General features: G+C 60.3%; 12 protein-coding genes. 10 read left to right on the top strand and 2 right to left on the bottom strand.

Translation table 11 applies throughout. The features are described 5' to 3' along the window. The first annotated feature begins 154 nt into the window (after positions 1 to 154). The 5 genes from cysS to rarD all read left to right on the top strand — a co-directional run bounded on the left by cysS (position 155) and on the right by rarD (position 5347). Entirely contained in the window at positions 155 to 1603 is a 1449-nt protein-coding gene (gene cysS / locus BR48_RS0102265; protein ID WP_027229823.1) for a cysteine--tRNA ligase, read from the top strand. A gap of 184 nt (positions 1604 to 1787) precedes the next feature. Continuing rightward, complete coding sequence (locus tag BR48_RS0102260; RefSeq protein WP_027229822.1) at positions 1788 to 2171, top strand: endonuclease domain-containing protein; 384 nt, start codon at positions 1788 to 1790, stop codon at positions 2169 to 2171. After that, positions 2161 to 2664: a GFA family protein gene (locus BR48_RS0102255; protein ID WP_027229821.1), complete on the top strand. Its 504-nt coding sequence runs from the start codon at positions 2161 to 2163 to the stop codon at positions 2662 to 2664. The genes BR48_RS0102260 and BR48_RS0102255 overlap by 11 nt, the downstream gene beginning before the upstream one ends. Beyond that, a complete protein-coding gene (gene cimA / locus BR48_RS0102250) occupies positions 2661 to 4274 on the top strand; it encodes a citramalate synthase (protein WP_027229820.1) in 1614 nt (537 codons plus the stop codon). The genes BR48_RS0102255 and cimA overlap by 4 nt, the downstream gene beginning before the upstream one ends. Positions 4275 to 4459: 185 nt before the next feature. Further along, positions 4460 to 5347 carry an EamA family transporter RarD gene (rarD, locus tag BR48_RS0102245; RefSeq protein WP_027229819.1) on the top strand — a complete coding sequence of 296 codons (888 nt, stop codon included), beginning with the start codon at positions 4460 to 4462 and terminating at the stop codon, positions 5345 to 5347. Here the strand turns inward: rarD and BR48_RS0102240 are convergent. Both BR48_RS0102240 and BR48_RS0102235 read right to left on the bottom strand, forming a co-directional pair. Then, entirely contained in the window at positions 5344 to 6345 is a 1002-nt protein-coding gene (locus BR48_RS0102240) for a CorA family divalent cation transporter (RefSeq protein ID WP_027229818.1), read from the bottom strand. The two genes, rarD and BR48_RS0102240, sit on opposite strands and share 4 nt — an antisense overlap. Before the next feature lie 21 nt (positions 6346 to 6366). Beyond that, positions 6367 to 6972 (bottom strand): TIGR00730 family Rossman fold protein, encoded by a 606-nt coding sequence (locus BR48_RS0102235; RefSeq protein WP_027229817.1) that lies wholly within the window; start codon positions 6970 to 6972, stop codon positions 6367 to 6369. Between the two features lie 177 nt (positions 6973 to 7149). On the opposite strand from BR48_RS0102235, the gene BR48_RS0102230 reads away from it, so the two are divergent. The 5 genes from BR48_RS0102230 (at position 7150) to pssA (ending at position 12430) form a co-directional block, all read left to right on the top strand. Then, positions 7150 to 8403: a LysM peptidoglycan-binding domain-containing protein gene (locus tag BR48_RS0102230; RefSeq protein ID WP_027229816.1), complete on the top strand. Its 1254-nt coding sequence runs from the start codon at positions 7150 to 7152 to the stop codon at positions 8401 to 8403. A 122-nt stretch (positions 8404 to 8525) separates the two neighbouring features. After that, on the top strand, positions 8526 to 8864 hold the full coding sequence (locus BR48_RS23610; RefSeq protein ID WP_228018711.1) for a metalloregulator ArsR/SmtB family transcription factor: 339 nt from the start codon (positions 8526 to 8528) through the stop codon (positions 8862 to 8864). Between the two features lie 71 nt (positions 8865 to 8935). Continuing rightward, entirely contained in the window at positions 8936 to 10747 is a 1812-nt protein-coding gene (locus BR48_RS0102220; protein ID WP_245273370.1) for an ABC transporter ATP-binding protein/permease, read from the top strand. A gap of 93 nt (positions 10748 to 10840) precedes the next feature. Then, positions 10841 to 11572: a phosphatidylserine decarboxylase gene (locus tag BR48_RS0102215; RefSeq protein ID WP_280949026.1), complete on the top strand. Its 732-nt coding sequence runs from the start codon at positions 10841 to 10843 to the stop codon at positions 11570 to 11572. 9 nt (positions 11573 to 11581) lie between these two features. After that, positions 11582 to 12430, top strand: a complete 849-nt coding sequence (pssA, locus tag BR48_RS0102210; protein ID WP_051614487.1) for a CDP-diacylglycerol--serine O-phosphatidyltransferase — start codon at positions 11582 to 11584, stop codon at positions 12428 to 12430. Positions 12431 to 12730 lie beyond the last annotated feature (300 nt).

Here is a 12730-nt window from a genome sequence, read left to right as displayed (position 1 = left end):
ATCATTATTACCTGTCGGATCATTATCAGCTAGCACTGCGCTGGCCCGGCCGTTTTCGTCTCAAAATTCAGCAAAAGATGTGAAACGCACCGGTCGCCAGACCAGTGGAATGATATCCGTTTGATGTTGAAACCCGAGATTTGAGCAGACCGCCATGCCGCAGCAACTGAGCCTCTACAACACGCTCACCCGCACGAAGGAAGTGTTCGTGCCGATCGATCCGAACAATGTGCGCATGTATGTCTGCGGACCCACTGTCTATGACTATGCCCACATCGGCAACGCCCGACCGGTGATCGTCTTCGACGTTTTGTTTCGCTTGCTGCGCCACGTCTACGGCGAAAACCACGTTACCTATGTGCGCAATATCACCGACGTCGACGACAAGATCAATGCGCGTGCCGCCCGTGACTTTCCGGAGCTTCCGCTCAATGAGGCGATCCGCAAGGTGACGGAAACGACGAACCGCCAGTTCCAGGCTGATGTGGCGGCGCTTGGCAACCTGCAGCCAACGGCCCAGCCCCGGGCGACGGAATATATCGCCGAAATGGTGGCGATGATCGACCGTCTCGTCGAGCGCGGCATCGCCTATGTCGCCGATGGCCATGTCCTGTTCTCGCCAACGGCGATGAACGCCGCCAGGGGGCCGCGCTACGGCATGCTGGCCCGCCGTTCTGCCGACGATATGCTCGCCGGTGCCCGCGTCGATGTCGCCTCCTACAAGCGCGACGAGATGGATTTCGTCCTGTGGAAACCGTCAAGGGAGGGTGAGCCAGGCTGGGCCTCACCGGCGGGGATCGAAGGTCTTGGCCGTCCCGGCTGGCATATCGAATGCTCGGCCATGTCCATGGCGAAACTGCTCGAGCCGTTTGGCGGCGGACTGCAGTGCGACGATCCGCAGAAGAACATCTTCGACATCCATGCCGGCGGCATCGACCTCGTTTTCCCGCACCACGAGAACGAGATCGCACAGTCGTGCTGCGCGCTCGGCATCGACCGCATGGCCAATGTGTGGATGCATAACGGCTTCCTGCAGGTCGAGGGCCAGAAGATGGCAAAGAGCCTCGGCAACTTCGTGACGATCAACGAGCTTCTCGCAACCGAAACGTTCGGCGGGCGCAAGTGGCCGGGCGACGTGCTGCGCCTCGCCATGCTGATGACCAACTACCGCGAGCCGATCGATTTCAGCATAAGCCGGCTCGAGGAGGCGGAGAACATTCTTGCCAAGGCGCGCGAATATGTGGGCAATGCCGAACCCGGTGCGATCCCGGATGAGGTGATTGCCCTGCTTGCGGATGATCTCGCCACGCCGAGCGTGATCAACTGGCTGTCTTCGGCGCGGCGCTCGCGCGCGGTCGAGCCTGGCGATTACCGGGCCGCCTTCGCGCTTCTCGGATTCGATTTGCAGGCGGAGACAGTGTCGTCAGAGCTTGCGGGCGAGATCGAGGCGAAGATCGCCGACCGGCTCGCTCTGCTTGCCGCAAAGAGCTTCGCCGAGGCCGATCGCATCCGCGCCGAATTGCTGGATCAGGGTATACAGCTCAAGGACGGCAAGGATCCTGAAACGGGCGAGCGGGTTACGACCTGGGAGGTGAGGCGGTGATGGACGGGCGTGGATCGCACCCCCCTCTGTCCTGCCGGACATCTCCCCCACAAGGGGGGAGACCAGCCTTTAAAGAGGTTGAGGCCAATCTCCAGGGTTTACATTTGAGCGACACGCTCGATGACAATTCAGTCTCCCCCCTTGTGGGGGAGATGTCCGGCAGGACAGAGGGGGGTGACTGACCATGCCATCCCACACGCCAATTCCGGTGAAGATCCGCCAATATGCGAAGTCCATGCGGCGGGCGCAAACCGAGCCGGAATTGAAACTTTGGAATTGCCTCCGTGCTCACCGACTGATGGGCTTGTCGTTCAAGCGGCAGGTTCCAATCGGCGGTTACATCGTTGATTTCGCCTGTGCTGCGGCTCGCATCGTTGTGGAACTCGACGGTTCTCAACACGGTGAAGATCATAGTCAACAGTATGACGGCGCAAGAACCGAACGCCTGAACCGCGACGGGTGGACGGTTTTGCGGTTTTGGAATGACGATGTGCTTCAAGATATCGATGGCGTCTGTCAGCATATCGTCAGCACAGTTTCCGCAGGGAGCCCCGCCCATGAGCCTTGACAACAAACCCATATACACCGGCGGGTGTCAGTGCGGAGCGGTTCGGTTTCGCGTCGAGGGCCGCGTGGACGACACCTCCATCTGCCATTGCCGCATGTGCCAGAAGGCGTTCGGCAATTTCTATGCGCCGCTTGCATCGGTGCGCGGCGCCCATTTCCAGTGGACGCGCGGCGAACCCAAGCGCTACCAGTCGTCCAATCACGTCAAGCGCGGTTTTTGTGCCGAATGCGGCACGCCGCTGACCTATGAGGCGCCCGACGGCCTCGCGCTGGCGATCGGTGCTTTCGATCATCCGGAGGAACTTGCCCCTGTCCTGCAATGGGGTCTTGAAGGCAAGTTGCCCTATGTCGACGATCTCGGCGCGCTGCCGGGCCATACGTCGGAAGGCGATCCTGAATCGGCTGAATTTCTCAAAACAATGATATCCTATCAGCATCCCGACCATGACACGGATCAATGGCCGCAGGCCGGGGACGGGGAAACGAGCAAGTGACCAAGGAACGCATCTACCTCTTCGACACCACTTTGCGCGACGGCCAGCAGACGCCAGGCATCGATTTTTCGGTCGAGGACAAGAAGGTCATCGCCGCCTTGCTCGATGATTTCGGCTTCGATTATGTCGAAGGCGGTTATCCCGGCGCCAATCCCACCGACACGGCGTTCTTCAGCGAGAAGCGAACAAAGCGCGCGAAGTTTGCGGCATTCGGCATGACCAAGCGGGCAGGGGTCTCCACCTCCAACGATCCCGGCGTCACGGCGCTGATCCGTTCCGCCGCCGACACGGTCTGCTTCGTCGGCAAGAGCTGGGACTATCACGTGCGCGTGGCGCTCGGCTGCACCAATGACGAAAACCTTGAAAGTATCGCAGCCTCGGTCACGGCCGCTGTAGAGGCCGGCAAGGAAGCCATCGTCGATTGCGAGCACTTCTTTGACGGCTACAAGGCCAACCCGTCCTATGCGCTCGCTTGCGCGCAAACCGCCTATGACGCCGGCGCGCGCTGGGTCGTGCTCTGCGATACCAATGGCGGTACGCAGCCCGCAGAAGTGGCGACGATCGTACGCGAGGTGACGAAGTCGATCCCCGGCGATCATCTCGGCATTCATGCCCATAATGACACTGAGCAGGCGGTCGCCAACTCGCTGGCTGCGATCGATGCCGGCGTGCGCCACGTGCAAGGCACGCTCAACGGTATCGGCGAGCGTTGCGGCAATGCCAATCTCGTCACGATCATTCCGACGCTGATGCTGAAGCCTGCCTGGGCGGACCGCTTCGAGACCGGCATCAGCATGGAGAAACTGCAGGGGCTGTCGCGGCTCTCGCGCAGCTTCGACGAATTGCTCAACCGTGCGCCCAACCCGCAGGGCGCATTCGTCGGGACGTCGGCTTTCGCGACCAAGGCCGGCATCCACGCTTCGGCCCTGATCAAAGAGCCGGCGACTTACGAACATGTCCCGCCGGAGACCGTCGGCAATCGCCGCAAGGTGATGGTCTCCGACCAGGGCGGCAAGTCCAACTTCATCAATGAGTTGGAGCGCCGCGGCATCAGCGTGGCAAAGTCCGATCCTCGGCTCGACACGCTCATTGCCCTCGTCAAGGAACATGAGGCGGAAGGCTATGCCTATGAGGGCGCCGATGCGAGCTTCGAACTTTTGGCGCGGCGCACGCTCGGCACTGTCCCGGAATTCTTCAAGGTCGACTCGTTTCGATGCATGGTCGAACGCCGCTTCGATGCCAACGGCAATATAAAGACGGTCTCGGAAGCGGTGGTGAAGGTCGACATCGACGGCGAGACCCGCATGTCCGTCGCCGAGGGCCATGGCCCGGTCAACGCACTCGATCTAGCGCTGCGCAAGGATATGGGCCGTTACCAGAACGAGATCGATGATCTTGTGCTCGCCGATTTCAAGGTTCGTATCCTCAATGGCGGCACGGAGGCGATCACGCGCGTTCTGATCGAGTCGACGGATTCGAGCAATGCGCGCTGGTGGACGGTGGGCGTCTCCGACAACATCATCGACGCCTCCTTTCAGGCGCTGATGGATTCCATTATCTACAAGCTGATGAAAAACCGCGATCTCGCTGGCAAGATCGCCGCAGAATAGCTGGAAATCGCTCATAATTTGTTCGAATCGCCGTAAAAAACATCAACTGTCTTGATGTATCGATCAGCCGAATTCAATGGACGCGCCGGGAAGCGAGGACTAGGAGTCGGCGCATCATGACTGAACAGATAGCTTCCAATCGCGCCGTGACCGCTGGCCTTGTCACAACCGAAGGTCCAGGCGGCATGTCCGACGGGAAGAAGGGTTTCATCTTTGCGCTCTCAGCCTATCTGCTCTGGGGCGTCCTTCCGTTCTACCTGAAGTCGGTTGCCCATATGCCGGCGCTGGAAGTGGTGGCGCATCGCATCATCTGGTCGGTACCCATCGCCGCCCTGCTGCTGTGGTGGCTCGGATTGTTCGGCGATCTGAAGGTCGCTTTGACGACGCCCTGGATGCTTTTCATGGCGATGCTGACGGCCTCGCTCATCACGCTTAACTGGGGAACCTATGTTTGGGCGATCGGCAGCGGCCACGCCATCGATACCGCGCTCGGCTATTACATCAACCCGCTTGTGAATGTCGTGCTCGGCGGCATTTTCCTTGGCGAGCGCCTGTCGAAGCCGCAGGCCGTGGCGGTTGGGCTCGCCGCCTGCGCGGTGCTCCTTTTGACGGTCTATTCCGGCGGCTTGCCCTGGATCTCGCTGGTGCTTGCCTTCAGCTTTGGCTTCTACGGCTTCTTCCGCAAGACGTTACCGATTGGCCCAACGCAGGGTTTCATGCTTGAAGTCCTGCTTTTGTCAGTGCCTTCGCTCGCCTTCATCGCCTGGACCGTCTCGCAGGGCACCAGCCACTTCTTCAATGGCAGCGCCCACGACGTCGGCCTTCTGCTCTTCGCCGGTCCGGCAACGGCGGTGCCGCTCATCCTTTATGCATTCGGCGCCAAGCTGCTGCGCTATACGACGATCGGACTGATGCAGTACATCGCACCGACGATCGTCTTCCTCAGCGCCATCTTCGTCTTCGGCGAGCCTTTCTCGCATATCCAGTTCATCGCCTTTGCGCTGATCTGGACGGCGCTTGCCATCTATACGTGGTCAATGTTGCAGCAAGCCCGCAAGGTGAAGGCGGCTTAACGCCTGTTCCCGCCGATCCTGCGCACAATCAGATAAACCGCCGCGGAAATCGCGAGCGCGATGAAAGCGATGATCCAAAAACCGTGCGCGCTTTCTGCAAGCGGTAGCCCGCCGGTATTCATCCCGAAAAGCCCGCTGATGACCGTGCTCGGCAAAAGAACAGCGGTCATCACCGACAAAACGTACAGGAACTGGTTCGACTGGTCGGTGAGCTTGGCCATCAGTTCGTCCTGCAGCAAACGCGCGCGCTGCTGCAACTGGTCGCCCTCCGCATGCAGGGTTTCGGCTCGCCGCGACAGGGCCTCGATGAGATCGTCCAACTCCTCAGGCAGGGCCCTGCGGTCGGCATGGTCTATATGTCGAAACAGGCTGATCGCCGCTGTCAGATAGCGGTGGAAGACCACGATCTGCCGCCGCACCGGCACCAGGCGCTCCCGTTCGCCCTGCCAGTTCTCGCCGACAATGTGATCCTCGATCGAATCGAGCGTTTCCGAAAGCTTGGCGATTTCCGCCTTGAGCAGTTCAAGGAAACGCCGGAAAACAGCATTGAACAGGGTGAGCGGCGAGGGAAGCCGGATTTTGCCCCGACCTATCGCCTGGCGTATGTCGTCGACCGACTGCAGCGGATGGCGCCGCGCGCTGATGAAGACCCCATCATTGAAGGCAAAGCGGAAATAGCCGAGTTCGCGCGGATCGCCATAGTGCTCATGCTGGAGATCGGGCAATTCGCCGTATAGCCAGCCATCATCGAAATTGATCTGGCATTGGTCGCCGGAGGCAAGCAGAACCTCGCGTACCGCTTCGGGCAGGGTGGCGTCGGTTTCGAGGCTGCGTCGTGCTCTTGCATCGGCCAGCGCATAGCTTTTCCAGGTCCATACGGCAGGATTGGAGGCGCCAGGATGCAGGATAAGCGCGCCATCCGCACCGAATGCGTGGCTTATGACAAAGTCATCGCTGGCAAGTTGTTTGCTGTTGGGATCCAAGGCCTTCGTGTCCACCTATCGATCCCTTTTCCGTAGCTACATCCGTTCGATGATCGACCCATCGCCTTCCCGGTCGCCTCGCGCAGCGGCGTTGAGGATCGCCGGCACGATCTCATCCGGGTTTTCTACCACAAGCGGATTGACCAAATGTGACGTATGCACGAACCCTTCGGCCTTCATGTGGTCGATGAGCGCAAGCATCGGATTCCAGAAGCCGTTGACATTGGCAAAGACCATCGGCTTGCGATGCCGCCCGAGTTGGGCCCAGGTCATTATCTCGACGATCTCCTCGACCGTGCCGATGCCCCCGGGCAGCGTGACGAAGGCGTCGGAGCGCTCGAACATCTTGTGTTTGCGCTCGTGCATGTCTTCCGTGACAATCAGCTCGGAAAGCTGGCCAAGCGCGTGTTCGGTGGCTTCCTTGTTCATCAGGAACTTCGGGATGATGCCGGTTACCCGACCGCCCGCGGACATGACGCCGTCCGCAACCGCGCCCATGATGCCTTTCGTGCCGCCGCCATAGACGAGTTCAAGCCCGTGTGCGGCAATCGACTTGCCGAGCAGCCGGCCGCTTTGCTTGTAGATCGGATCGCGGCCCGGCGAGGACCCGCAATAGACACATATGGATCGAATCTTGCTCATGCGACGACTGGTGCCTCCTGCACCGCCAAACGTCAAGGCGGTAGTAATGCGACAAAAGTTTGCTACCCCAGATTTGTTCTTGATAAGTCTAAAGACTAGTCCTGAATCTAAAGGGTTTTCTTGTAGCAACGGCGAAAAGGCGCTAGACCAAAAAGAGAACAATAGGAATGGGGAACGATGTTCGAGAATAAAATTGCGGTTTTGGGGCTCGGTACTGTCGTTGCCGCTGGGCTCGTCGCCGCTGTCGTGGCGTTGCTGCCAGGTGAGCCGACTTCTGACAAACCCGTAGCGCTTGCGACCAGTCCTGCACAGACACAGCAGCCAGCCGCTGCACCAGCACCGGCCCCGCAACAAGAGGCCAAGGTAGAGAGCCCGACGCTCCCTGCGGCCAACGCGCCCGCTGCCCAGCCGGACGCTTCGGTTCCGCAAGGCGAAGCGACGATAACTTCGAGCGGACCCACTTTCGACATTCTCCGCGTCGAACCCTCCGGATCGATCGTTGTTGCCGGTAAGGCGGCAAAGAACGCTACAGTCGATCTTTTGTCTGGATCGCAGATCGTCGGCACCGGCAAGGCGACAGATACCGGCGACTTCGTCATCGCCCTCGATACGCCATTGAAACCCGGCGACTATCAGCTTGTGCTGCGCTCGACACTGCCCGATGGCAGCGCGCTGACATCGCTCGAGACCGCCATTGTCTCCGTACCCGAAAACAAGTCGGGACAGGTGCTGGCGCTCGTCGAGCAATCTGGCCAACCGAGCCGCATGATTACGACGCCGCAAGCCACGACACCGGCTGCACCGGCCGAAGCGCAGACGGCAACGGCGACCGCCGCCTCGCCGGCCGGCGACAAGCCCGCCGCGCCCGCCGAGAGGGCTCTCGTTGCCGTCGAGGCTGTCGAGATCGAGGGCAACAAGATTTTCATCGCCGGCACCTCCGAGCCAGGCTCGACAGTCAAGCTCTATGCCAATGACGATCCGCTCGGAACGACGAAGACGGCGCCAAACGGCCGCTTCCTGCTGCAGACCGTACAGGAGCTTGCTGTCGGCGATTACATTATCCGCGCCGAAATGATGGGCCGGGATGGCATGACCATAATCGCGCGTGCGGCGGTACCGTTCAAACGCGAGGCGGGTGAACGCGTCGCAGCCATTGCCGATGCCACGCCCGGCGACAGCGCCACCGGCGCCGTTCCGCAAGGTACGGATCCGGCAGCGCAGAACAGCGAGGCGCCGCTCAAGAATGTCGACGGTTCGGTTATCATTCGCCGGGGCGACAATCTCTGGCGGATTTCCCGCCGCACCTATGGCGCGGGCGTTCGCTACACGACGATCTACCTTGCCAACAAGGAGCAGATCCGCAACCCGAACAAGATTTTCCCCGGTCAGGTCTTCACCTTGCCGGATCAGGAAAAATCAGCTGTCGAGTGACATGATTGCGCTATCCCGGCACCTTAAGCCGGAATAGCGTTTTTACTTTTCGGCTTGCTTTGGAAATTTATATCGTTTATCGCCGATGGACGATGAATTGTACCAATCCGTTTGAACGCTCTTTGTCGGACGCGGAAACCGCCCGGATCCTTGCCGCGCTTGCTCATCCGGCGCGCTTGCGCATCGTTCGGCAGCTCGCCTGTCTCGACCGCTCCTGTTGCAAGGATATCGTCGCGCAGCTTGACCTTGCGCAGTCGACGGTCTCGCAGCATCTGAAAATTCTCGTCGAAGCTGGCCTTGTCCGCTATCAGCCCTCAGGCCAGAGCTCGCACTACAGTATCAATCCGGATGCATTCGTCACCGTTGCCGCGTTTGTCAGCGACATGGCGAGCCTTTGCTGTTCCGATGAAGGGATGGTTCGGGGCCGTGCCTCGCTGCACCCCGCGATCCACAAGGAATAAAAGTGGCCAACAAGACCGTTTCCGCCGACTCTGGAAAGACACTCCAGACCATACGCAATCTCTGGCCCTACATGTGGCCGATGGAGCGGCCGGACCTGCGCATGCGCGTGATCTGGGCCACGGTCTATCTCGTTATTTCCAAGGTCGTTCTGATCCTTGTTCCGTATTTCTTCAAATGGGCGACCAATGCTTTAAATGGCAAGTTCGAGCCCTCGGACCTCGTGCCGGCGCTGCTCGTCGGCCCGCTTATGCTGGTCGCGGCCTATAATCTGGCCCGTATCGTCCAGGCAGGTCTCAACCAGTTGCGCGACGCGCTGTTTGCCAGTGTCGGCCAGTACGCCGTGCGAAAACTTGCTTATAAGACCTTCGTGCATATGCATGATTTGTCCTTGCGCTTTCACGTCGAACGGCGCACGGGCGGCCTTTCGCGCATTATCGAGCGCGGGACCAAGGGCATCGAAACGATTGTCCGGTTCACGATCCTGAACACGGCGCCGACGATCCTCGAATTTCTCATGACGGCCGTGATCTTCGCCGTAACCTATGGTTTCTCTTATGTCGCCGTGGTCGTTGCCACGGTCTGGCTCTATACGTGGTTTACCGTCCGTGCCAGCGATTGGCGCATCGGCATACGCCGCGACATGAACGCGTCCGATACGGACGCAAATTCCAAGGCGATCGACTCGTTGCTCAATTTCGAGACGGTCAAATATTTCGGCAACGAGGCCATGGAGGCCAAGCGCTTCGACGGAGCCATGGCGCGCTATGAAGTATCGGCGACCCGCATCTGGACCTCGCTCGGCTGGCTCAACTTCGGTCAGGCCGTCATCTTCGGCGTCGGCATGGCGGTGATGATGATCATGTCGGGCAGGGAGGTTCTCGCCGGCACGCAGACGCTTGGCGACTTCGTATTCATCAACGCCATGCTGATGCAGCTGTCGATCCCGCTGAATTTCATCGGCTTCATCTATCGTGAGGTGCGCCAGGGCCTGACCGACATCGAGCAGATGTTCGATCTTCTGGATGTGGAGCAGGAAGTCCAGGACAGGCCGGACGCGCGGCCGCTTGACATCGAGCGGGGGTCCGTCCGCTTTGACAATGTTCACTTTGCCTATGACCCGAAGCGCCCCATCCTGAAGGGCGTCAGTTTCGAGGTGCCGGCCGGCAAGACGATTGCCATTGTCGGGCCTTCCGGTGCGGGGAAATCGACCCTTTCCAGGCTGCTTTTCCGCCTTTACGATATCCAGAGCGGCTCGATCAGCGTTGACGGGCAGGATATTCGCGACGTTACGCAGGAAAGCCTGCGCGCCGCGATCGGCATGGTGCCGCAGGATACGGTGCTGTTCAATGACACCATTGCCTATAATATCCGTTATGGCCGAATCGCAGCAAGCGATGAGGAAATGCGCAACGCCGCTGAACTTGCTCAGATCGGTCCGTTCATTCAGACATTGCCGGACGGCTACGAGTCGATGGTCGGCGAGCGTGGGCTGAAGCTTTCCGGCGGCGAAAAACAGCGTGTCGCCATTGCCCGGACGATCCTGAAGGCTCCGCCCATTCTCATCCTCGACGAAGCGACGTCGGCGCTTGACAGCGCCACGGAGCATGAAATCCAGTCGGCGCTCGATCTTGTCAGCCGCAACCGCACAACGCTGGTCATTGCCCATCGTCTTTCGACTGTCATCGGCGCTGATGAAATCATCGTCCTCAAGGATGGCGTCATTGCCGAGCGTGGCACGCACCTGACGCTCCTTGCCCGCGGTGGCCTCTATGCTTCCATGTGGAATCGCCAGCGCGAAGCCACCGAGGCCGAGGAGCGGCTGCGCCGTGTGCGCGAGGAAGACGACCTTGGCGTGGTCCTGCGCGGCGAGCCGGCAGCATAGCGGTTTCAGTGAACTGGCGAGCGAAGCGTTTGCCCCGGCCTCCAATCTCCGATAAGTAACGCGCGAAACGCATTGGCGCGCCTTGGGTTTCGCGTGTGCGTTACCGGGACCAGCAGGAAGCAACGAATGAGCCTTGTCGATACCATCCGCAATACATTTGTGCCGATTCATCGGGAGGGATATCCGTTTATCGCCGGTTTTGCCGGTGCGACGATCATTCTCGGCTATTTCTGGGAGCCGTTGTTCTGGATCGGCTTCGTGCTGACGGCCTGGTGCATCTATTTCTATCGTGATCCGCAGCGCGTGACGCCCATCGACGACAAGCTGGTCATAAGCTCCGCGGATGGAATTGTTTCAGCGGTGGGCCCAGCCGTGCCCCCACGCGAACTCGGCCTCGGCACCGGCGAGATGACGCGCATTTCCGTGTTCATGAACGTTTTCTCTTGTCACATCAATCGCGCACCGGTGCGCGGACGCATCAAGACGATCGTTCACAAGCCGGGCAAGTTTTTGAATGCCGAGCTCGACAAGGCGAGTGCCGAGAACGAGCGCAACAGCCTCCTGATCGAAAGCCCGAATGGCGAGGTCGCCGTGGTGCAGATCGCCGGACTGGTTGCGCGCCGCATCGTGTGCTGGGCTGACGAGAAGAAGGCGCTGTCGATCGGTGAGCGTTTCGGGCTCATCCGCTTCGGCTCGCGGGTGGATGTCTATCTTCCCCAGGGCTTTACCCCCCGCGTCGCAATTGGCCAGATGGCGGTTGGCGGCGAGACCGTCATCGCCGAATTCGGCGGGGCGGCGAGCGCGCCGCTGGTGCGGATCAGCTGAGGTTGCGGCATGAACGACATCGAATCCGATCCGCTGTTTGACGACAAGCCTCGGGCACACGAACCGCGGGGCAGGCGAATTCCGCTGCGCTATCTCGTCCCGAATGTGATCACTGTGCTTGCCATCTGTGCCGGGCTGACGGGCATAAGGCTCGCCTTCGAGAATCGCTTCGAACTCGCCGTTGCCATGGTGCTGCTTGCCGCCTTTCTCGACGGCATTGACGGACGTATCGCCCGCATGATGAAGGGCTCGAGCAATTTCGGCGCCCAGATGGATTCGCTCGCCGATATCGTCAATTTCGGCGTTGCGCCGGCCCTTGTGCTTTATGCCTATATGCTCGATCAGGCGCGGTCCTTCGGCTGGATCGCGGCGCTGCTCTATTGCATCGCCTGCTGCCTGCGCCTTGCCCGTTTCAACGTCATGCTCGATGCCGTAGGCCAGCCCGCCTGGCAAAAGAACTTCTTTACAGGCGTGCCAGCACCCGCCGGAGCGCTTCTGGTAATGCTGCCGGTCTATCTCGGCTTTCTCGGTCTTGCCCCGACGCGGGCTGTCGCCTTCGGGGCAGCCGCCTACACCGTGATTGTCGCCAGCCTGATGATCAGCCGTCTGCCGGTCTATAGCGGCAAGGCGGCGGGTACAAAGCTGCGCTCCGACTGGGTCATGCCGATTTTCCTGTTCATCGTCGTCTACGTTGCGTTCCTGATGAGCTACACATGGCAGACGCTGACACTGACGACGATCGCTTTCTTCATCAGCCTGCCTTTCAGCACACGCGCCTGGAAGCGCTTCGAAGCGGCGGATGCACTCAGCGCCGCCACAGCTTCTCCAAACAACGAGGCCGAAGCCGCATCGTCGTGAGGCTCGGGTTTATCGTCGTGAAGCTTAGGTTTTCAGCCGTCACTGGGGCTTGAGCCTGCTGTCATCGGTCCCCACCTATCCGGTCGGACCGCCGTTATCCGGTCCCGCGGTCGTTCCCGTACTGGCGCCCCTGCCGCCGCCCGCTCAACGAATCCCCCTGTCACCCGTTCGCACCGCCGTTACCGGGTCGCACGGCCGTCGTTCCCTGCTTGGCGCCCCTGCCGGCGCCCCGCTCAACGGCTCGCACTCCCGTCATCCGCTCCCACCGCCGTCATCCTCGGGCGCTTGACCCGAGGATCC

The organism is Phyllobacterium sp. UNC302MFCol5.2, assembly GCF_000686005.1.
GTDB lineage: Bacteria > Pseudomonadota > Alphaproteobacteria > Rhizobiales > Rhizobiaceae > Phyllobacterium > Phyllobacterium pellucidum.
The sequence above is the reverse complement of the archived record's forward strand: the minus strand, read 5'-3'. Positions and strand labels throughout refer to the sequence as shown.

Excerpts from the sequence above, each read along its gene's own strand:
- BR48_RS0102255 (WP_027229821.1), top strand. The coding sequence starts at position 2,161 with ATGAGCCTTGACAACAAACCCATATACACCGGCGGGTGTCAGTGCGGA.
- BR48_RS0102260 (WP_027229822.1), top strand. The coding sequence starts at position 1,788 with ATGCCATCCCACACGCCAATTCCGGTGAAGATCCGCCAATATGCGAAG.
- cysS (WP_027229823.1), top strand. The coding sequence starts at position 155 with ATGCCGCAGCAACTGAGCCTCTACAACACGCTCACCCGCACGAAGGAA.
- rarD (WP_027229819.1), top strand. The coding sequence starts at position 4,460 with ATGTCCGACGGGAAGAAGGGTTTCATCTTTGCGCTCTCAGCCTATCTG.
- BR48_RS0102220 (WP_245273370.1), top strand. The coding sequence starts at position 8,936 with ATGTGGCCGATGGAGCGGCCGGACCTGCGCATGCGCGTGATCTGGGCC.
- BR48_RS0102235 (WP_027229817.1), bottom strand. The coding sequence starts at position 6,972 with ATGAGCAAGATTCGATCCATATGTGTCTATTGCGGGTCCTCGCCGGGC.
- pssA (WP_051614487.1), top strand. The coding sequence starts at position 11,582 with ATGAACGACATCGAATCCGATCCGCTGTTTGACGACAAGCCTCGGGCA.
- BR48_RS0102230 (WP_027229816.1), top strand. The coding sequence starts at position 7,150 with ATGTTCGAGAATAAAATTGCGGTTTTGGGGCTCGGTACTGTCGTTGCC.